This window comes from Antrihabitans stalagmiti, assembly GCF_016482825.1.
In the GTDB taxonomy this organism is placed as follows: domain Bacteria; phylum Actinomycetota; class Actinomycetes; order Mycobacteriales; family Mycobacteriaceae; genus Antrihabitans; species Antrihabitans stalagmiti.
In genome coordinates this window covers 930,148-949,225 of the sequence record NZ_JAEMNV010000002.1, presented here as the reverse complement: position 1 = coordinate 949,225, position 19,078 = coordinate 930,148, and the positions used below count along the sequence as shown (strand labels likewise).

Sequence of the window (19,078 nt, the reverse complement as noted above, 5' to 3'; positions counted from 1 at the left end):
GGTGCGTAGAACTCCGCAGCAGGCGTGGTCCAGCGCACCCGAACTCGGCGGCCCGACGTCGCTGCCGGTTCAACGCGATGCCTCGATTCACCGTCTGAGGGTGAGCAGCAACGGTGTCCTTGCTCTCGGTGGGTGCAGTATCAGTGTCGGCAGAATCCGTGCTGGGCAACAGATCACCGTGCTCCGCAACGGTGATCACGCCACCGCCTACGACGGCGACGGTGACGCGCTCGGTCATCTGACGCTCGACCTCACCAAGCGATACCAAGGCAAACTGCACGACGCAGCCTAAAATGTGTCTCGCATGTATCTAGACACATCTGTGCCACATGTATCTAGACAGCACAGAGGGCAGGCCCACCGAAAGGACTCACGACCGACGTGGTCGCTTAGACGCTCGCGAGGCTGCGATCGTCGACGGTCACCTTCGGCTGATCCTCGTCGACAACAACACTCTCGACCTGCTCCGCCGGCTTGGACTTGCCCGGAAGTGCGAGCTTGAAGATCTTCTTCCAGACGCTGCCGAGCTGCTTGTACATGGCCTGGTTGTGGTACGGCACGCCGTAGCGCTCGCAGATCTCCTTGACCTCGACCGACATCTCTTCGTAGCGATGAGCGGGCAGGTCGGGGAAGAGGTGGTGCTCGATCTGGAAGCTCAGGTTGCCCGACAGAATCTGCAGCCAGCGGCCACCGGTGAAGTTGGCCGAGCCACACACCTGGCGGTAGTACCAGCCTGCCTTGCTTTCGTCCTGGGTCTCTTCGATCGAGAACGTCTGCACACCCTCGGGGAAGTGACCACAGAAGATCACCGACGACGCCCACCAGTTGCGGACGAAGTTCGCAGTTGCGTTACCCGCGAAGGTGATGGGCGCGAACGGTCCGGACAGCGCCGGGAAGATCACGTAGTCCTTGAGCGCCTGCGGGCCGGCTTTGCGGAGGAACCGACCGAACGCCTCCTGCGCTTCCGCCCAGGTCTTCTCGCCGCGGATCATCTTTTCCGATTCGAGCTCCTGCAGCGCGGTGCCCCACTGGAACAGCGACTGCAGCAGGAATGCGTAGACCGGGTTGCCCAGCCACACCGGGTGCCACGGGGTCTCCTCGGTGAGACGCATGACGCCGTAACCGGTGGCGTCGTGGTCCTTGCCGATGATGTTGGTGAACGTGTGGTGCACGTAGTTGTGGGTGTAGCGCCAGCTGTCGCCTGCGATCGTGTTGTCCCACTCGAAGCTGCCAGAGGTCAGCGCCGGGTCCTGCATCCAGTCGTACTGGCCGTGCATGACGTTGTGGCCGATCTCCATGTTGTCGATGATCTTCGACAGCGACAGAGCGGTTACGCCCGCAATCCACGCCGGGGGTAGGACGCCGAAGAACAGCAGGCCGCGGCCGGCGACTTCGAGGCGACGCTGCACCGAGATGATGTTGCGGATGTATTCGGCATCGCGCTCGCCGAGATCGTCGACGACGCGCTTGCGTAGTGCGTCCATTTCTTTGCCGAACGCTTCGATCTGGTCCGACGTGAGCTTGGTGTGTGCGGTCGTTGTCATGGCGTTCCTCCTAAGTTTTGGTGGTGCTCAGAGATCTACGGATACGTCGCCGACGGGCACAGAGACGCAGAGCTTGATGGACGTTTCGTTGTCGCTGCACAGGTCGCCGGTCATGACGTTCCGTGTGACACCGGTGTCCTTGCGACGGACGCAGGAGAAGCAGATTCCCATGCGGCAGCCGTACTCCGGGGTGAGCCCGGCGTCCTCGGCTTGCTCGAGCAATGTGCGACCCGAGTTCGCGACCGTTGTTCCGGTCGCCGAGAAACTGATTTCGCCATCGGCGTCGTCGCTGCTGACGGTTCGTACCGGTGCCGTGAACTGTTCGACGGTCAGTTGGTCGTCGAGACCTTCCTCGGCCCACAGTGCGCGCACCGAGTCCATAAGCGGCAGAGGTCCGCAGACGTAGGTGTCTGCCTCGGCGTAGTGCTTGTCTGCGGCGAGCAGATGGTCACGGTGGAAGAAGCCGTGCAGATCGCCGCCGATCTCTTGGTTGGTGTACGCGCGAACGATTTTGATCGACTCGTACTTCTCTGCGATCGCGTCGAGTTCCTTGCGGTAGATCACGTCGTCTTCGGTGAAGGCGTAGTGCAGGAAGGTGATGCGGCCGTTGTAGGCCTTGTCGCACAGGGTCCGCAGGATCGACATCACCGGGGTGATGCCCGAGCCGCCACTGATCAGGAGGATCCGGCGCGGATGCGGCAGGGGCAGGACGAACTCGCCCTGGGCCTGCGAAAGGTGAACAACTGTACCGGGGGTGGCGTTGGCACGCAGATGCCGCGAAACCAAGCCGTTGGGGTCTGTTTTGATCGTCAGTTCGATGCGCCCGTCGCGGCGAAATTCGGAGTTCGCCGGTGAGTAGCAGCGGGTGCGACGAACTCCGTCGATTTCGACGGAAACGCGGACGAACTGACCGGCCCGGAAGCCTTTCCAGTTCGCATTGGGGCGCAACGTCAACGTCACGCTGTCGTCGGTCTTGCGGACTACATCGGTGATCTCGGCCCGAACGTCGGTCTCGGCCCACAGTGGGTCGATCATTTCGAGGTACCGGTCGACGCCGTGTGGCGTGAAGGCTGCCTTCACTGCTGACGAGCCAAGGACGCGGCGAGCCAGTCGCGAAGAGGTCAACACTTGAGTGCTCACAGACATGATCGGCCTCCTTTCAGTGAACGGGTGTACACCCAATGTAACGGCAATGCAGGACCACGGCAATTCGATGCGACCGGCGTCACACGTAGTTGTCAATTAAAGTTGACAGCGCTCGGTTGTCAACGTAGATTGACGTCATGACCGAAGCAACCACTCTGGCTGCCGCAGCCGGAAGCCCCGACCCCAAGGTCGGACTGCGGGCCGTGCTTGCCCTACGCCGACTGCTCGAACGGCTGGAGGCGATCCAGGTCGCCAACGCCCGCGAGCAAGGCTGGTCGTGGCAGGCGATCGCCCAGGCTCTCGAAGTCAGTAGGCAAGCGGTACATCAGAAACACAACAGGAGGACCCGCTGATGTTCGAACGATTCACTAAGGCGGCGCGGATCGCGATCGTCACGGCGCAGGAAGAGGCGCGGCTGGCGAACTCGGACCACATCGACGTCGAACATGTCCTGATCGGCGTCCTCGACGCCGCTGACCCGTCGCTCCGTGCGCTGGTCGACGCACATGGGTTGACTGTCGACTCGGTTCGGGCGGCGATCAGCGGTGCGGGCGCCGCTGCCGATCCGCTTGGTGCCGAGGATGCCGAAGCCCTGCGTTCGATCGGTATCGATCTCGATGCCATCCGTGAGAGCTTGGACGCCAATTTCGGCGAGGATGCGCTCAATCGCGCTGTGCCTACCGAACGACGTGGCTTCTTCAACCCCCGCAGGTTCGGGCACATCCCCTTCACTGCGGGCGCGAAGAAGGTGGTCGAACAGTCGCTACGTGAAGCGTTGGCGCACAAAGACGATCGGATCGGTGCCGAGCATGTGCTGCTCGGTGTCCTCGGCGGCCCCAGTCCGACGGCACGCAAGGTCATCGAAGCGCACGTCGGTATCGACGAACTGCGACGACAGGTACTCGAGCTACTCGATCGAGCGGCTTGAGACCACGTCGACAAAGGCTGTCCGAAGGGTCGAGTAAAAGGTTCGATGTTGTGTCAACATTGACCTCATGATCACCGCGATTCGTCTCGCTATCACCGCATTTGCAATCTGGCTCGCCGCGAGGTGGCTGGACGGCATCGATATCAAAGTGCCCGCCGACAAGGGCATCGGCTGGGAAATCATCGTCGTCGTCGGCATTGCCATCGTATTCACGTTGGTGAATGCCGTCGTAAAGCCGGTGCTGAAGTTCCTGTCACTGCCGCTGATCGTCTTGAGTCTCGGCCTGTTTCTGCTCGTGATCAACGCGTTGATGTTGCTGCTCACGGCATGGATCACCGAGGCCACCGACTACGGTCTGCGAGTCGACGGATTCTGGACCGCGCTCTGGGGTGCGCTCGTCATCGCGATCGTGAACTGGCTACTCGGAGTGTTGGTTCCGGACGAGGACTAGGACTGGGCGCTGGGGGTTGGTCGCCGGTAAAACCCATTTGCCAACGGTGCAGCCGAAAGTACCGTCGTGCCATGGTGAATTTCGATGTCTATGATCGCCGCGGCTATCGAACCGTCGACGCGCGCACCGGCTACGGCCAGTGGGTGACCAGCTACGAGGACACCGTCGAGGATGCGATGGACCTCGCGCTGCTCGAATGTCTGCAGGTCCCTGACTGGATCAACAGCCAGCACGCCGCCGACCTCGGCTGCGGCACAGGACGGACCGGATCGTGGTTGCGGGCCAACGGTGTTCACTCGGTCGACGGAGTCGACATCACCGCGGAAATGCTCGACCGGGCGCGGGAGCGCGGGGCGCACAACAGTCTGCGGCTCGGCGATGTCACCGACACCGGCCTCGAATCCGCCGCCTACGACCTCGTCGTGAGTTCGCTGGTCGACGAGCACGTCGCGGACCTCGCAGGCTTCTATGCCGAGGCTCGCCGTCTTGCGGCGCCCGCGGGGCTTTTCGTCCTGGTGAGCTTTCACCCGCAGTTCATCATGTCCTCGGGTATGCCGACACATTTCACGACGGCGGACGGCGAGGACATCGCGATCACGACGAACGTCCACCTCGTCTCCGACCACGTAACGGCCGGTGTCGCCGTCGGATTCGAGTTGGTCGAGATGGCCGAGCGCCTGATCGACGACGAGTGGGTCGCGCTCAAGCCGTCGTGGGAAAGGCTCAGGGGGACACCGATCTCGGCGGCATACGTGTGGCGGCTCCGCCGCTCGTGAGTCCTTTTGGAGGTCGGACCCTCCGAAAGGACTCACGAGCAGCTAGGTGGCCAACGTTATTGCCGTAGCCACCGACCACACCAGCATCGCCAGACCCGAGTCACGCAGCGCGGGAACAAGATCGAGACCCTTGTTCCCGCTGCGGACCGGACCGTTCGCCTTGATGGCCAACGGCAGGGCCAGTAGCCCGGCCAGAACCCACAGCGTGCGGAACGTAAGAGCAAGGGTCGCAACGAACGGCACGAGCAGGAGCGCGAGATGCAGTGTGCGAGTGCGGGCATCGCCGAGTCGTACCGCGAGTGTCTGTTTGCCGGACTCGGTGTCGGTCGGAATATCGCGCAGATTGTTGGCCACGAGGACCGCGGACGAGAAGCATCCGACTGCCACCGCGCACACGAGGCCGACCCAGTCGACTCGTTCGGCCTGCACGAACTGCGTGCCACACACCGCGATCAAACCGAAGAACACGAATACGGCGATCTCACCGAAACCGCTGTAGCCGTATGGATTGCGGCCGCCGGTATAGAACCATGCGCCCGCGATGCAGACCGCCCCGACCAGCAGCAGCCACCACGCGGACGTCAACGAGACCGCAATCCCTGCGACGGCAGCGATGGCCAAGCTCACGATCGCGGCGTTGCGAACGGCCGTCGGTGTTGCAAGCTTGGAGCCGACCAGCCGGAGCGGACCGACACGGTCGTCGTCGGTGCCACGAATGCCGTCGGAATAGTCGTTCGCGTAGTTCACTCCGACGATCAGAGCCAGCGCTACGACGAGTGCGAGCAGGGCCTTCCACCACACCGTGCCATCGATCGATGCAGCCGCGCCGGTGCCGGCGACAACGGGCGCGATCGCGTTCGGCAGGGTCCGTGGGCGAGCGCCTTCCAACCATTGAGCAGCTGATGCCATGGGCTGATCTTCGCAGCCGGACCAAATGAACTGGCCGGGTGCCCCCGGCTCAAATACGATTGGACATCGGTGCATCCAGACTCGAGCGTCCCACTTACGCCGCCGATATCGGCAACTGAGCCCGCAGGCGTCGTCGTGGCTCTGCTGGGCGAGGTTTCGACGCGCCGCGACGGTTGTCTGGTTCCGCTTCCGGGTGCCCGGGCGCGCAGTTTGCTCGTGGCGCTGGCCGCTCGGCCTGGCAGAAGCCGCAGCGCCCAGGCCCTGATCGACGAGGTCTGGGCTGATCAGCCGCCGCGCGCGCCCATGAATGCGCTGCACACCCAGGTTTCGCGCCTCCGCGCGGCGTTGCCCGACGGTGCCGTCGAAATGGGTCCGGCCGGCTACCGGTTGGCGCTGAGCAAGGCGCAGGTGGACATCACCCTGGCCCGGCAACTCGAACAGCGCGCCCAGCAATGCCACGCGGAGGGCGATCATCGCGGCGCAGTCGAATCGGTCGGGGTAGCGCGGGCCCTGTGGCGGGGCGAGCCGGGTGCGGATCTGCCGGACGGTCAGCTTGCGTCCGACCTCGGCATCGAGGCTGCCGCTCGGCTGGCGGCTCTCGACGCGGTCGAGATCGCCGCGCGCGTCGCGATGGGTGACCTGTCCGGCGCGTTGACGGGGGCGAAGGAACGTGCGGAACGCCACCCGCTCGACGAGGCCGCACACGCCGAACTGATGCATATTCTGGTTGGCCTCGGCCGCGACAGTGACGCACTCGACGTCTTCGCCGCACTGAAATCGCAGTTGGCAGATCAACTGGGCGCTGATCCGAATGCGGCGCTCGTCGACCTCAACACTGCGATCCTGCGCGGCGAAGTGTCTACGCCGCCCACCGCGTCGCCACAGTCTCGACAGCCGCAGCGGACGGAGCTGCCGACCTCGATCGGCCTACGTGCGGCGCCCAATGCCCTGCTGGGGCGTGCAGACGACATCGCCGCGATCGAAGCATTGCTGCAGACGTCGAGAGTTACCACTGTTCTCGGTCCGGGCGGCACCGGCAAGACGCGAGTCGTGAACGAAATCGGTTCACGCGCTGCAGCAGAGCTGCCTGTCGTCTTGGTGGAACTCGCGTCGGTGCGCAGCGGTGACGATGTGATCGGCGCGATCAGCGGCACCCTCGGGGTCAGCGAAGTTGTGATCGAGCCCGGCGCATTGACGCGGACCCGATTGGATTCGGCGCGCGCCCGACTGCGGCAGGCGGTGTCGGTGCGAAAGCTGCTGCTCATTCTCGACAACTGCGAGCACGTGATCGACGACGTGTCCGATATCGTCGCCGAACTCGTCTCCGCAACTGCGCAGCTGACCGTGCTGGCGACGAGCCGCGCGCCGATGATGCTCACTGCCGAGACCGTCTATCCGTTGCCGCCTTTGACGATCGATGCTGCGGGATCGCCTGCAACGGAACTGTTTTCGGCCCGAGCAAAAGCGGTACGCCCTGCTGTTCGCCTCGACGCGGACGAGGTCGCCAGGTTGTGCAGCACGTTGGACGGGCTTCCTCTTGCAATCGAGCTCGCCGCCGCGCGGACTCGCACGATGACCGTCGAGCAGATCAACACCCGCCTCCGCCATCGATTCGAGTTGCTACGCAGCTCCGATCGAACCTCGCCGGAACGCCACCGGACACTGCATGCCGTCATCGAATGGAGCTGGAACCTCCTCGACTTCGCGCAGCAGGCCGCCCTCCGCCGACTGTGTCGCTTTCCAGGAGGTTTCACGATCGCAGCTGCGGAAAAAGTTGCCGAACGGGGAGATTCGGGAACAAGCGGTGTCACGGATATCGCGGAAGCTCTCGACGGTCTGGTCAACCAGTCGATGCTCACGGTGATCGAGGACGACGGTCCGAGCGGACTGCGCTACCAGATGTTGGAGACCGTTCGCGAATTCGGTGAGGAGCAGTTGGCGGCAGCGGGGGAGGCCGACGCGACCGAGCATCGAATGGCGTTGTGGGCGTGCGATATCGCGGTCCAGATGCTCGACGGTGCGCGTTTCGGAAGGCAGGTCGCGACAGCAAATTTGATGGCCGCCGAGCATGAAAACCTGCTTGCCGTCCTGCGAAGTGCAATTTCGCGACGCGATGGGCTCGTCGTGTACACCGTATTCGCCGTGCTCGGTATGGGATGGGCGGTCCGGGGCTCGCATTCGGAGATATTTGCTTGGGGGCCAAGGATTCTCGACATCGATGCACGACCGGTCGACCGCGAAATCCCTGCCGACCTTCTGGTGATGTCTTATCTGCTCGCCGGTCTGCACATGTTCATCAGTGGTGACATTCGCCCGATTGCATTGGCGCGGTTGCGTGTTCGTTCAGTGCTGAAAGCTGGCCGTAACCTCGATCCAGCGGTGCGGCTCTACGCGTCGTTGGTGGTTTCACCGGTGAGCGGCAAAGGCACTGCGCGTATGTTGGCCGAAGCCGCGCACTCGGACGACGAATGGTCACGCTCGGCGGCGCTCGGGATTCGCGCGAACATCCGAGAGAACAACGGTGATATCTACGGATCGCTCCGAGACGGAACCGAGGCGCTCGAGCTCGCGACCGAACGTGGCGACGTCTACCTGGAATCCATGGTCTGCCAGCATCTCGGCAGCCTTGCCGGGCAATCGGCCCGCTACGAGGATTCCGTCGACTACTACCGGCAGGCGATCGATGCGCTGCTGCAGTTGCAGGCCTTCGACGAAAGCGTCCAGGTCCGCGGGTTCCTCGGGGCCTCACTCGTCGGTGCCGGGCGACCCGAGGAATGCCGTCGCGAACTCGAAGACCTGTTCACCGATCCGGGTGCTGGCGGTACTGGAACGCCGGGGCCGTCGGACGAGGCGAAACAGCGATACGCCGCCATGACGGCAAGTCTCGCGGAAGCCGATCTCGCAGAAGGCAACATCGATGCAGGGCTGAAACGGTACGACGCTGCACTCGCGCATGCAGGCTGGCCGCACGCGGGCCCGGCTCCGGGACCTTACGACACGCTGCTTGCCTGCGCGGTGATCTGTGCCAATGTTCTGCACGGGCGGGCCGGTGAGATCGACGCGATTGTGGCACAGACGATCACACTGGCGACCGCGCGTCTCGGCCGGTTTCTGGATCTGCCGCAGATCGGTGGCGCCGCCGCCGCCGTCGGCAGCTATGCCATCGCAAGCGGTCGCGATCCGGCCGTCGGTATGCGCCTGCTCGCTCTCGCCGATCCGGCGAAAGCACGTCAGGACTATCCGTCGATGGCGCTTGCCCGACACCACGAAGCCGCCCGGTCGGTCCTTGGCGACGAGGTCGTCGATGCAGAACTGAACCGGGCGGCTGGGGTGAAGCGGGCAGTCGCAGCACGGGAGATCATGGCGCTGATCGCTCGCATCTAGCCTGCGGCGCTAGGCCTTTCGCATGTACATCCGAACGGTGAGCGGTGCCATGATCGCGACGATGACCGCTGCGCCGAGCAGCGACCACACCACGTGGATGCCGAAGTGGCCATCGTTCATCAGCTCACGAATTGCGCTGACGACTTGGCTGATCGGGTTGACCTTCACGAAGGCTTGCAACCAACCGGGCATCGTGTCGACGTTGACGTAGGCGTTGGACAGGAACGTGAGCGGGAACAACACCAGCAGTGAAATGCCCTGCACGGAAGAGGCTTTGCTCATCATGACGCCCATGAAGGCGAAGATCCAGCTGACCGAGAACGAGCACACGATCACAAGGACGCCAGCGGCAGCGACACCGACGATGCCGCCGCCGGGACGGAAGCCCATCGACAGACCGACAACGATGGTGATGGCCGTCGCGATCGCGTAGCGAATGACGTCGGCGAGCAATGCGCCGGAGAGCGGTGAGATACGGGCGATGGGAAGGGATTTGAATCTGTCGAAGACACCCTTGTTCATGTCCTCGCGCAGCTGCACGCCGGTCACGACGGACGTTGTGATGACGGTTTGGACAAGGATGCCGGGGATGATGATCGGCAGGTAGCTCTTCACATCGCCGGAGATTGCGCCGCCGAAGATGTAGCTGAACATCAACGTGAAGATGATCGGCTGGATGACGACGTCGAACAGCTGCTCCGGGTTGTGCTTGATTTTCAGCACGCCGCGGTAGGCCATCGTGAACGAGTTCTCGATCGTCTGCGTGATGCTGATGGTGCGCGGTGTCGGGACAGGGCGGTTGGGTGGTTCGGGGGTCTTGGTGTCGCGCTCTGCGACTGCTGTGGTTGTCATGCGACGCTCTTCTCTTCTGCGGTGTGTCCGGTGATGGTGAGGAAGACCTCGTCGAGGCTCGGCTTGGAGACTGTGATCTCGTCGACGACAATTCCGTTGTCGCGCAGACGAATCAGAAGTTCGGGCGTCACACTCGAGTCGGTCATGGGGGCGGTGAGGCGGCCCGCTTCGGGGGTGATCGCAACGTCGACGCCGAGGTAGGCAGCGACGATCGAGCGAGCGTCTGCCGTATGGGAACGGTCGGTGAGGGTCAGCTGAAGTGACGACACTCCGACCGATGCTTTGAGTTCGTCGGCGGTGCCGTCGGCGATCACCTTGCCGCGGTCGATGACGGCGATCCGATCGGCAAGTTGGTCGGCTTCGTCGAGGTACTGCGTTGTGAGAAGGACCGTCGCGCCTTCGCGAACGAGTCGTCGAATCGTTTCCCACATCTGTGCTCGAGTTCGTGGGTCGAGGCCGGTGGTCGGCTCGTCCAGAAACAGCAGCGGAGGGGCCGAGATGAGGCTGGCTGCGAGGTCGAGCCTGCGTCGCATACCGCCGGAAAAGTTCTTGAGCGGTTTCGTCGCGGCTTCGGTGAGGTCGAACTCTTCGAGCAGTTCGGTCGACTTGCGGCGGGCATCGGCGCGGCTGAGGCCGAGCAACCTGGAGAAGATGATCAGGTTTTCGGTTGCCGACAGATCCTCGTCGACGGATGCGTACTGGCCGGTGACGCCGACCAGCGAGCGGACCGCCGTCGAATCCTTGACGACGTCGTAGCCGAAGATCCGGGCACTCCCTGCGTCCGGTCGTAGGAGGGTAGCCAGCATACGAAGCGCGGTGGTCTTGCCGGCACCGTTCGGGCCGAGAATGCCGTAGACGGCACCCTGTGGGACGGTCAGGCTGACGCCGTCGACCGCGCGCTGCTGGCCGAATTTCTTGACGAGTCCGTCCGCCTCGACGGCGGGGACTGCGGATGTTCCGGAGAGGTTCATGATGCAACCTTCACTGCCCGTTCTTGCACGCCACTTGCGCGGCGATTGCGTCCGCTTTCGACGGGTAGATTGCGACGCATGCGTGCAGACAGGATCGCGGCTTTGCGAGCCGAGCGGACGACGGTACTGGACTATTGCAACGCTCTGACCGATGCGGAGTGGTCAGCCCCGAGCGCCGCGTCGGGCTGGACAGTCCAGGACGTGGTCGCCCATCTCGGAGCGACGGCACGAGCGCCGTTCACACCGGAGATCATCACGTTGCTGCGGACCAAGGAGATCGAGCGGACCAACGACGTCGGGGTTGCCAAGCGGGACGACAAGACGGCGGCGGAAGCGTTGGCGGAGTTCGAGACCTGGAGTTCCTGGGTGATCAAGGCAGCGCGACCGATGCTTGCGCCACTGATCCGTCGAGCTCGGTTTCCGATCGGTGAGCTGGGCACCTACCCGCTCGGTGTGTTCACGTCCGTGTACGTCTACGAGTGGCACCTGCATCTGCGGCACGACATCGCATCCGCGCTCGATCGTCCGGTCCCGCCTACCGACGACAACAGGATGGCGGCGGTCGTCGAGTGGCTCCTCGCCGGCGTCGAGCAGATGAACAAGGACGAGATGCGGTGGCTGGACGCCGGGGTGTCGCTGAAATTGCTCGGCAACGGTGGCGGTGTCTGGCGCATCGATCCGGCAGGCAAGGGCCGGTTGCGTGTCACCGAAGGTGAGGGTCCGGGGACGGTTGCCAAGATCGTCGCCCAGGCGGAGGAATTCCCGGTGTGGTCGACGACGAGGCGGCCGTGGCGCGAATCGGACGTCACGGTCACCGGTGACACCGAGGTCGGTACGCGGTTCCTGGATGCGCTGAATATCGTGTAGGCCGCAAGCGGCTCGTGAGTCTTTTCGGCGCGCCCGACCACCGAAAAGACTCACGAGCGGCGGAGCCGCCTATGGGTTTACGACCATCCGCCCGCGGACGCCGCCTTCGGCAAGACGCTTGTGTGCGGTGCGCAGCTCCTCGAGGGCATAGGTCTCCGCTACACGCAGAGTCAGTGTGCCGTCGTCGACCAGGGCGACCAGGGCCGCCAACTGCGTGCCGTTCGCCACGACCTGCACCGTCTGCACGTCGATTCCACGTTCGCTCGCCGGAGTCGACGGCGGCGTGAGCGCTGCGAAGCGTCCACCGTCGCGCACGGCGCCGATGGCCGCAGAACCCAGCAGCGCGGCATCGAGGACGGCGTCGACGCCACCCGGTACCAGCGTTCGCACCGCATCCACGAGTTCGTCTGTGCGCGCGATGAATTCGTTCGCTCCGAAACCGCGGACCGCACTCTCGTCTTCTGCTGACGCAGTTGCGATTACCCGCAGGCCGCGTGCGGTGGCCAACTCGATCGCATACCCACCCACGGCACCCGCTGCGCCGGTCACCAGAAGGGTTGCTCCCGCCGTCAGAGCCAGCAGGTCGAGCGCCTGCCACGCCGTCAAGCCGTTCAGCGGGAGCGTCGCCGCTTCGGTCGCGGTGACGGAAGTCGGTGCGGGCGCGATGTTTTCGGTCGCGAGGACGATGTACTCGGCCTGCGGGCCGACCGGGGTGTACATCGAATCCTCGATACCGACGACCGGTGTACCGATGGCGAAGCCGGTGACGCCTGCGCCTACTGCGTCGATTGTGCCTGCAACATCCCAGCCGAGGCCGAGTGGGAGGCTGAGATTCGGTGCAAATCCTTGACGTACCAATGCGTCCACCGGATTGATGGTCGCCGCCGCTACCTCGATGCGGACCTGTCCCGCGGCAGGCTCGGGCTCGGGGACGTCGAGGATATCGATGGCGTCCGGGTCGCCGGGTGTGGTCACGATTGCTGCTCGCATTACGCGCTCCTTCTTGCTGTTTGGTTCGAACGGGTCCAAACTAAGAGGCGTAGCTACCCGTTGGGTAGTAGGTACCTGAAGGTGCGTTAGTGGAGTAGGGGTAAGTATGGCGACCAAAACTGCAGCGCAGCGGCGTGAAGAAGCGAAGCTCGAGTACGACGCATTTATGGCCGGTTGCCCGTCTCGGCAGCTGCTCGATCGGATCAGCGACAAGTGGGTCGGGCTGGTCCTCGCTGCCATGGCGGACCGTCCTCGGCGCTACGGCGAATTGTCCAAGGAGGTCGCCGGCGTGAGCCCCAAGATGCTGACCCAGACCCTGCGTTCACTCGAACGCGACGGACTCGTCGCGCGGTACGTCACGGCCGAGGTCCCTGTCCGGGTCGACTACGAACTCACCGATCTCGGGCACAGCCTCATGCCGCTCATGCGGGCCATAAAGTCGTGGGCCGAAGCGCATATGGACGACGTGCACGTTGCACGGAGCGAGTACGACCGGACTACAGCGTCGGCCTGAGGGTCGAACGGGCTGTCACACAGCGTCATCCGTGCCGAACGGCGACGTTTTCGCGGTGACTCGAAGGTCGTAGTCTCCCGCGATCGGTTGGGCTTCGAGTACCTCACGATGGCGGTCCGGCGACCACGGCCACAGCTCCGGCAATCCGTCCTTGCCGAGATACCAACTGGTGCAACCGGTTGCCCACACGGTGTTCGGCAGCGCGGCCCGCAGCTCCGCATTGAATCGTTCTGTCGCTCGGGCTTTGGGGGCGACGGAGTCGAATTCACCGTTACGCCAACGGCGTATCCAGGCGGTGATGTGGTCGGCCTGGGTCTCGGCGATGGCGGTGAGCGAGTAGTTGCCGACCGGACTGTGCGGCCCCATCAACATAAAGAAGTTCGGAAAGCCAGGCAGCGCAACGGTCAGGTGGGCCCTCGGTCCGTCGGCCCACAACTCGTCGATCGTGCTGTCGTCGCGTCCGACGAGGTTCATCGGCCGCATAAAGGCGTGCGCGTCGAAACCCGTTGCCAGGACGATTACGTCGCACTCGTGCAGCCGGCCGTCGGTCGTTACGATCCCGCGCGCTTCGACGTGGTCGATGGCCTCGGTGACCAGCTCGACGTCGGGTCGTTGCATCGCTCGATAGAACCCTGCCGAGATGACGAGCCGTCGGCACATCGGCTGATAGTCGGGCGTCAGCTTGCGACGCAGATCGGGGTCGCGCACGGTGCGGAGATTGGCGCGACACGCCTGTGAGATTGCTCGGCGTCGCCAGCCCGGTTCCACCAAGGCCTTCGAAAACCATTCGAACACATCACGATAGCCGCGGTACCCCAGACGGTCCAGCACCGGCAACCGACGATGGACCGGTGCGGCAAGCGCTGTGTAGGACGGATTGGGTAGCGGAAGAACCCACTGGGCGCTGCGCTGAAACAGCGCGAGACGACCGACCTCACCCGACAATCCGCACACGAGCTGCACTCCGGTCGACCCGGTCCCGATGACCGCGACACGTCGGCCCGCCGTGTCGACGGTGTGATCCCAGCGAGCAGAGTGCATGGTGGCGCCAGCGAAGTCGTTCAAGCCCTTGATATTCGGATACCGAGGCTCGCGCAGGATGCCGGTGGCCGAGATCAGAAAATCGACGACCGAAACCTCTCCGGTCGCGGTCCGGAGCTGCCAGCGATCGTCCGTGAATCGGGCGTCGACGATCTCCGTGCCGAAACGTATCCGGCCGCGAAGCTGGTGGCTCTCGACGACCCCCGCGAAGTACGACTGGATTTCAGCGCCGGGGGAGAAGAGATGCGTCCAGCCGGGGTTCGTCGCGAACGTGTACTGGTAGAAGCGCGACGGCACATCGCAACTGAGCCCGGGATAGGTGTTGTCGCGCCAGGTCCCGCCGATCTCGTCGGCCTTCTCATAGATCGTGACGTCGGTGATTCCCGCGTCGAGAAGTGTTATGGCCATGCAGATTCCGGACATTCCGGCACCGACGATCGCGACCGTCGGCATGCGCAACGCGGTCGTGTCACCGAGCGAAACGTCGCGTGACTTCATCGTCATGGTAGCCACGGTAGGCGGTGTGCGGCCGTTGTGGAATCGTCGAACCTCAGCCCAACTGCGCGAGGACAGCCGCGGTGGCGTCCGCGATCACCTGATTGTTGCCCGCGGCGTCCGCCTGATCGGTCAGGCTGTCGGTCAGAACCACGAGGACAACGGGTGTGCCATCGGGTCGCCAGACCACACCTGCATCGGTCACGGTCCCGTAGTCGCCCGCACCCGTTTTATCGGCAGCGGTCCAGCCTGCAGGCAGACCTGCGCGCATTCGCTTGTCCGAGGTTTGGCTCGCCCGCATCCAGTCGACCAGTTGTTTACGTTCGGCCGATCCGAGTGCGTCTCCGAGCAGCACCGCGTTGTAGCCCGCCGCAAGGCCGTCCGAGGTCGACGTGTCTCGTGGGTCGCCACGCAGAGCCTCGTTGAGTTCGGGTTCGCGGCGGTCGAGGCGGGTGGCGTCGTCGCCGACGGATCTGGCGAACGACGTAATCGCGGCTGGTCCACCGATCGTGTCGAGCAGGTAGTTCCCCGCGGTGTTGTCACTGCGGGTCAATGCCGCATCGGCGAGTTGTGCCAGCGTCATCTGCGTGCCGACAGCTTCCGATGTGACAGGCGAATTCACGACGACGGTGCCGGGCTCGATCGTCCTCTTGTCGTCGAGCGACACAGTGCCCGCTGCGACGGCGCGAAGGAGCGCGGCAACGGCATAGGTTTTGAAGGTCGAACACATGGCAACGCGTTCGTCCGCGCGATGTCGGTAGCTTCGACCGTCGGTCGGATCGATCGCGGTGACGGCGATCCGGGTCGAGTATCGAGATTCGAGGGCGGCCATATCGGCGTCGAGTTTCTGGCTGTCCAACGGGGCTGCTGCTGCACTGGAAGTGGTTGTGCTGTCGGATCTCTCGGTCGTTTCGGTGCACGCGCCGAGTAGCGCGGGCAGCGTGAACACGACGGCACACAGGGCGAGTTTCGGACTGCGGCGCACAGGCTTCGACAGGGTTCGGCTCATAAATTCACTATGGTGATCCATCGATTCCGATGCAAAGACGATCCGACGTCCGCCGCGAGTCGACTTCGATATCGGTGCTGCTGGGAGGGCGGTTTCGAGCACCGAAGAAATCCAGGTCGGCTTCCGACGGCTGGTTGAATGGTGAGCATGGACCTGCTCCGCCATCTGAAATTTTTTGTCGCAGTCGCTGAGGAGGGCCATTTCGGGAACGCGGCAACCCGCCTCGGCATGACGCAACCGCCGCTGTCACAGGGCGTTCGGCGGCTAGAGGATCGGCTCGGCTCGGTCCTCGTCGATCGTGGTGGCCGTCGCATCGGACTGACCGACGCCGGACGCCAACTGCTGCCGCGGGCTCGACTGCTTGTCGCCGATGCAGCGCGATTCGAGGACGAAGCGTTGCGCATTGCAGGAGGCCGTCACTCGGTTGTCCGTTGGGGCACAACGCCATCCATCACAGACGCGGTCGTGCTCGAATGCATCGGCGCACTCGTCGCCGTCGACTCCGAGGGAGAACCGAAGGTCGAGACGACCACAGCCGCAACGGCAGACCTCGTGGAGAGCGTCACCAGCGGACTGCTCGACGTTGCCGTGATCGAACACCCGGCGCTGCTGACCGATGTTGCAAGCGGCCCTGTACTGCAGCTGAGGCGGTGGGTCATCGTTCCGTCCGGCCATCCTGTCGCATCGGCGAAACGGCCGCAGGCGCGCATGTTTCGCGGTTTGGCGCTGTCGACGGGGCAGCGCTCGGACAACCCGGCTGCACACGATCTGTTCGTCGACGGCTGGCGTGCGCGAGGTCTCGACCCGGAGCTCATCGTCTCCAACGGGTCGCGGGAACTGCTCGCGCAGGTGGCGGCCGGACGCTGCTTCGGTGTCACGGCACGCCCGCCCGCGTCGATGCCCGGCGTTGCGTGGGTCGAGTTCGCGCCGGACGCCCTTGCCTTGCGCGTGCGAACGATCTGCCGCCGAGGTAGCGACGCCGCGTTGCTCGCAAGAGCGCTCGATCGCGTGATCGGCGGAGCCCGACCGTGAGCAGGTCGGCGGGGATTTCTCGGTTCGAGTTCACCGAGAAGCGGATCCGCGACGTGTTCGCTGACGCGGGGTGCGTCGGTTGGTTGCATGCTCGCAGGATCGGACCCGGCTCGGCAGCGCCGACGGCATGCATCGACGTCGACTCCGACGCTCTCGTCGTCACCGCATCGGTCTACAAGCTGCCTCTGATGGTGGCGTTGTGCAGGGCTTTCGACAGCGGCGAACTGTCGCCGACCGACACGGTGCGGGTCGATCCCGCGACCTGCACGCTCGGGCCGACGGGCCTGTCGATCTTCCAGGACCCTGTAGAGCTGAGCGTGCGCGACCTCGCGAGGTCGATGATGACGGTGTCCGACAACGGTGCCGCGGACATCATCCTGCGTATGGTCGGGCTCGAGTCCGTGGCTAAAGTTCTCGCCGACCTGAGCTTGTCGCGAACTCGAATAGTCGGCGGCACAGACGATGCGCACAGAATGCTGCGGGCCGACATGGACGTGCACACGACGAGGGAGGCGTTCGAATCGCTCGCCGACAGTTTCGACGAGCGGACCTCCGCCGTGTACGACCCTGCCTTCGCCAGTGCGACGACTCCGCGTGAGATGACGACACTGCTCGACGCGATCTGGACGGGAGAAGCGGTCTCCCATGTGTCCACCAAGTTGGTCAAAAGGGTGATGTCGGAACAGATTTGGCCGCATCGAATTCGATCGGGGTTTCCCTACAGCGGAGTTGTCGTTTCCGGCAAGACCGGAACGATCGGTGCCATCCGCAACGAGGTTGCGGTGGTGGAGTTTCCAGGTGAGACAGCCGTCGCGGTCGCGGTGTTCACGAGGGCAGCCCGGGCCGACCCGCTGCTTCCCGTCGTAGACCAGGCGATCGGCCGGGCTGCGCATCTGGCTGTGACGGAACTTCGCTAGGGCCCTCGGCCTCGTGAGTCTTTTCGGAGGGCAGGCGCGCCGAAAAGACGCACGAGCGGCGGATCCGCCTAGTGCTCGAAAAGTGCCCGCACAGCTGCTCGATCGACCTTGCCCGGCCCGCGCAGGGGGAGTGCATCGACCAGGAGCAGCTCGCGCGGCGCTGCAGTCGAATCGAGCTCTTGCGCAACGTGATCGCGAATATCCCGCAACGACGGCGTCGCGCCGGGTGCGGCGACGACCGCAACGACGACACGTTCGCCAAGGCGCCGGTCCGCGACACCGACGATCGCACATTCGCGGACGTCGGGATGGCTGAGAATCGCGGCTTCGACAACCTGCGGGACGACCGTAAGACCGCCCGTCGAGATGGCTTCGTCCAACCGTCCAGTGACGGTCAGGATGCCGTCGGTCACCGTGCCCCCATCATCGGTTCGGAACCAGCCTTGCCGAGCGAACGATGGGTGCTCGGGTAGGCCGCGATACCCGGTGGCAACCATCGGCCCGCCGAGAACGACGCGGCCGTCCTCGATCTCGACCAGGGCGCCGTCGAGGGCAATGCCGTTGTAGACACAACCGCCGCAGGTTTCGCTCATCCCGTAGGTCCGGAACAGATTGATACCGGCGTCGCTTGCCTTCTCGCGCAACCAGACCGGTGTTGCCGCCCCGCCCAGCAGCACCGCGTCGAGGCGCGTCAACGCAGCAACGGCCGCAGCGTCGTCGAGCGCTTTGACGAGTTGCGTCGGGACCAGTGAGGTGTAGCGGCGAGGCCCTGGCATCGCATCGATCGCAGGCGCCAGTGCCGCCGGATCGAAGCCGTCGGCGACATCGAGAACCACTGGCGGAAGGCCGGCAAGGATGCCGCGAAACAGGACTTGCAGTCCGGCGATGTGGTGGGTCGGCAGCGCAAGCAACCAGCTGCCGGCTCCACCGAGTCGCTTGTGTGTCGCGGTACCGCTCGCACGCAATGCGGCTGCCGACAACATCGCGCCCTTGGGAGTTCCCGTGGTTCCGGACGTCGCGACGACAAGTGCGACGCCGTCGTCTATCGGCTCACCCGAAGCAAGCGCTGTCTCGAGCCGAGCGGTTTCGCGTCGGTCACCCGCGGGAACTGGAAGGACCGCTGATGTGGTGCCCGCCAATACTTCTCGCAAGACAGGAAGCACCTCGGCAACGGCATCGCCGGACGGTACGGCCAGCGTTCGAAGTGTGTTGCTCACCCTTCGATGGTGTCACGCATCGCTGTCGGGAACGG

The 19,078-nt window shown here is 64.3% G+C and carries 18 protein-coding genes and 1 pseudogene; 10 read left to right on the top strand and 9 right to left on the bottom strand.

Annotated elements, in window-relative coordinates; all coding sequences use genetic code 11:
- Positions 1 to 292, top strand: a pseudogene (locus tag JGU71_RS08525) (IS481 family transposase); the annotation flags it as partial.
- Between the two features lie 97 nt (positions 293 to 389).
- Here JGU71_RS08525 and JGU71_RS08520 read toward each other — a convergent pair.
- Together JGU71_RS08520 and JGU71_RS08515 are read right to left on the bottom strand one after the other, a co-directional pair.
- Positions 390 to 1,544, bottom strand: a complete 1,155-nt coding sequence (locus JGU71_RS08520; RefSeq protein ID WP_199703556.1) for a fatty acid desaturase family protein — start codon at positions 1,542 to 1,544, stop codon at positions 390 to 392.
- A 27-nt stretch (positions 1,545 to 1,571) separates the two neighbouring features.
- Positions 1,572 to 2,690, bottom strand: coding sequence for a ferredoxin reductase (locus JGU71_RS08515; protein WP_199703555.1), 1,119 nt, complete (start codon positions 2,688 to 2,690; stop codon positions 1,572 to 1,574).
- A gap of 137 nt (positions 2,691 to 2,827) precedes the next feature.
- On the opposite strand from JGU71_RS08515, the gene JGU71_RS08510 reads away from it, so the two are divergent.
- From JGU71_RS08510 to JGU71_RS08495, 4 genes are all read left to right on the top strand, one after another.
- On the top strand, positions 2,828 to 3,043 hold the full coding sequence (locus tag JGU71_RS08510; protein WP_199703554.1) for an HTH domain-containing protein: 216 nt from the start codon (positions 2,828 to 2,830) through the stop codon (positions 3,041 to 3,043).
- Positions 3,043 to 3,618 carry a Clp protease N-terminal domain-containing protein gene (locus JGU71_RS08505; RefSeq protein ID WP_199703553.1) on the top strand — a complete coding sequence of 192 codons (576 nt, stop codon included), beginning with the start codon at positions 3,043 to 3,045 and terminating at the stop codon, positions 3,616 to 3,618. The genes JGU71_RS08510 and JGU71_RS08505 overlap by 1 nt, the downstream gene beginning before the upstream one ends.
- A gap of 67 nt (positions 3,619 to 3,685) precedes the next feature.
- A complete protein-coding gene (locus JGU71_RS08500) occupies positions 3,686 to 4,069 on the top strand; it encodes a phage holin family protein (protein ID WP_199703552.1) in 384 nt (127 codons plus the stop codon).
- A 71-nt stretch (positions 4,070 to 4,140) separates the two neighbouring features.
- Positions 4,141 to 4,845 (top strand): class I SAM-dependent DNA methyltransferase, encoded by a 705-nt coding sequence (locus JGU71_RS08495; protein ID WP_199703551.1) that lies wholly within the window; start codon positions 4,141 to 4,143, stop codon positions 4,843 to 4,845.
- A 42-nt stretch (positions 4,846 to 4,887) separates the two neighbouring features.
- Here JGU71_RS08495 and JGU71_RS08490 read toward each other — a convergent pair whose 3' ends face one another.
- The gene (locus JGU71_RS08490; protein ID WP_199703550.1) at positions 4,888 to 5,754 is read right to left on the bottom strand and encodes a 1,4-dihydroxy-2-naphthoate polyprenyltransferase; all 867 of its coding nucleotides are present in this window, start codon (positions 5,752 to 5,754) and stop codon (positions 4,888 to 4,890) included.
- Between the two features lie 135 nt (positions 5,755 to 5,889).
- Here JGU71_RS08490 and JGU71_RS08485 point away from each other — a divergent pair, with 135 nt between their 5' ends.
- On the top strand, positions 5,890 to 9,138 hold the full coding sequence (locus JGU71_RS08485) for an ATP-binding protein (RefSeq protein WP_307829558.1): 3,249 nt from the start codon (positions 5,890 to 5,892) through the stop codon (positions 9,136 to 9,138).
- 9 nt (positions 9,139 to 9,147) lie between these two features.
- Here the strand turns inward: JGU71_RS08485 and JGU71_RS08480 are convergent, their stop codons facing one another.
- Positions 9,148 to 9,990 carry an ABC transporter permease gene (locus JGU71_RS08480; RefSeq protein WP_199703549.1) on the bottom strand — a complete coding sequence of 281 codons (843 nt, stop codon included), beginning with the start codon at positions 9,988 to 9,990 and terminating at the stop codon, positions 9,148 to 9,150.
- Positions 9,987 to 10,961, bottom strand: coding sequence for an ATP-binding cassette domain-containing protein (locus JGU71_RS08475; RefSeq protein ID WP_199703548.1), 975 nt, complete (start codon positions 10,959 to 10,961; stop codon positions 9,987 to 9,989). The genes JGU71_RS08480 and JGU71_RS08475 overlap by 4 nt, the downstream gene beginning before the upstream one ends.
- A gap of 78 nt (positions 10,962 to 11,039) precedes the next feature.
- On the opposite strand from JGU71_RS08475, the gene JGU71_RS08470 reads away from it, so the two are divergent.
- Positions 11,040 to 11,828, top strand: coding sequence for a maleylpyruvate isomerase N-terminal domain-containing protein (locus JGU71_RS08470; RefSeq protein ID WP_199703547.1), 789 nt, complete (start codon positions 11,040 to 11,042; stop codon positions 11,826 to 11,828).
- A 69-nt stretch (positions 11,829 to 11,897) separates the two neighbouring features.
- Here JGU71_RS08470 and JGU71_RS08465 read toward each other — a convergent pair whose 3' ends face one another.
- Positions 11,898 to 12,818, bottom strand: coding sequence for an NADP-dependent oxidoreductase (locus JGU71_RS08465; RefSeq protein ID WP_199703546.1), 921 nt, complete (start codon positions 12,816 to 12,818; stop codon positions 11,898 to 11,900).
- A gap of 106 nt (positions 12,819 to 12,924) precedes the next feature.
- Between JGU71_RS08465 and JGU71_RS08460 the strand changes: the two genes are divergently transcribed.
- Positions 12,925 to 13,332, top strand: a complete 408-nt coding sequence (locus JGU71_RS08460) for a winged helix-turn-helix transcriptional regulator (protein WP_199703545.1) — start codon at positions 12,925 to 12,927, stop codon at positions 13,330 to 13,332.
- Positions 13,333 to 13,347: 15 nt separating this feature from the next.
- Here JGU71_RS08460 and JGU71_RS08455 read toward each other — a convergent pair whose 3' ends face one another.
- Both JGU71_RS08455 and bla read right to left on the bottom strand, forming a co-directional pair.
- The gene (locus JGU71_RS08455) at positions 13,348 to 14,871 is read right to left on the bottom strand and encodes a flavin-containing monooxygenase (protein ID WP_372433131.1); all 1,524 of its coding nucleotides are present in this window, start codon (positions 14,869 to 14,871) and stop codon (positions 13,348 to 13,350) included.
- Positions 14,872 to 14,923: 52 nt separating this feature from the next.
- Positions 14,924 to 15,877: a class A beta-lactamase gene (gene bla / locus JGU71_RS08450; RefSeq protein ID WP_199703543.1), complete on the bottom strand. Its 954-nt coding sequence runs from the start codon at positions 15,875 to 15,877 to the stop codon at positions 14,924 to 14,926.
- A 138-nt stretch (positions 15,878 to 16,015) separates the two neighbouring features.
- Here bla and JGU71_RS08445 point away from each other — a divergent pair, with 138 nt between their 5' ends.
- Both JGU71_RS08445 and JGU71_RS08440 read left to right on the top strand, forming a co-directional pair.
- Positions 16,016 to 16,909 carry a LysR family transcriptional regulator gene (locus tag JGU71_RS08445; protein ID WP_199703542.1) on the top strand — a complete coding sequence of 298 codons (894 nt, stop codon included), beginning with the start codon at positions 16,016 to 16,018 and terminating at the stop codon, positions 16,907 to 16,909.
- Positions 16,906 to 17,826, top strand: a complete 921-nt coding sequence (locus JGU71_RS08440) for a serine hydrolase (protein ID WP_307829557.1) — start codon at positions 16,906 to 16,908, stop codon at positions 17,824 to 17,826. Before JGU71_RS08445 ends, JGU71_RS08440 begins: the two co-directional genes overlap by 4 nt.
- Before the next feature lie 68 nt (positions 17,827 to 17,894).
- Here the strand turns inward: JGU71_RS08440 and menE are convergent, their stop codons facing one another.
- The gene (gene menE / locus JGU71_RS08435; RefSeq protein ID WP_199703541.1) at positions 17,895 to 19,043 is read right to left on the bottom strand and encodes an o-succinylbenzoate--CoA ligase; all 1,149 of its coding nucleotides are present in this window, start codon (positions 19,041 to 19,043) and stop codon (positions 17,895 to 17,897) included.
- Positions 19,044 to 19,078: the final 35 nt, after the last annotated feature.

Coding starts and splice junctions, on each gene's coding strand:
- JGU71_RS08520 (WP_199703556.1), bottom strand. CDS start 1,544: ATGACAACGACCGCACACACCAAGCTCACGTCGGACCAGATCGAAGCG.
- JGU71_RS08500 (WP_199703552.1), top strand. CDS start 3,686: ATGATCACCGCGATTCGTCTCGCTATCACCGCATTTGCAATCTGGCTC.
- JGU71_RS08515 (WP_199703555.1), bottom strand. CDS start 2,690: ATGTCTGTGAGCACTCAAGTGTTGACCTCTTCGCGACTGGCTCGCCGC.
- JGU71_RS08465 (WP_199703546.1), bottom strand. CDS start 12,818: ATGCGAGCAGCAATCGTGACCACACCCGGCGACCCGGACGCCATCGAT.
- bla (WP_199703543.1), bottom strand. CDS start 15,877: ATGAGCCGAACCCTGTCGAAGCCTGTGCGCCGCAGTCCGAAACTCGCC.
- JGU71_RS08445 (WP_199703542.1), top strand. CDS start 16,016: ATGGTGAGCATGGACCTGCTCCGCCATCTGAAATTTTTTGTCGCAGTC.
- JGU71_RS08460 (WP_199703545.1), top strand. CDS start 12,925: ATGGCGACCAAAACTGCAGCGCAGCGGCGTGAAGAAGCGAAGCTCGAG.
- JGU71_RS08490 (WP_199703550.1), bottom strand. CDS start 5,754: ATGGCATCAGCTGCTCAATGGTTGGAAGGCGCTCGCCCACGGACCCTG.
- JGU71_RS08495 (WP_199703551.1), top strand. CDS start 4,141: ATGGTGAATTTCGATGTCTATGATCGCCGCGGCTATCGAACCGTCGAC.
- JGU71_RS08480 (WP_199703549.1), bottom strand. CDS start 9,990: ATGACAACCACAGCAGTCGCAGAGCGCGACACCAAGACCCCCGAACCA.
- JGU71_RS08510 (WP_199703554.1), top strand. CDS start 2,828: ATGACCGAAGCAACCACTCTGGCTGCCGCAGCCGGAAGCCCCGACCCC.
- JGU71_RS08455 (WP_372433131.1), bottom strand. CDS start 14,871: ATGAAGTCACGCGACGTTTCGCTCGGTGACACGACCGCGTTGCGCATG.
- JGU71_RS08470 (WP_199703547.1), top strand. CDS start 11,040: ATGCGTGCAGACAGGATCGCGGCTTTGCGAGCCGAGCGGACGACGGTA.
- JGU71_RS08505 (WP_199703553.1), top strand. CDS start 3,043: ATGTTCGAACGATTCACTAAGGCGGCGCGGATCGCGATCGTCACGGCG.
- JGU71_RS08475 (WP_199703548.1), bottom strand. CDS start 10,961: ATGAACCTCTCCGGAACATCCGCAGTCCCCGCCGTCGAGGCGGACGGA.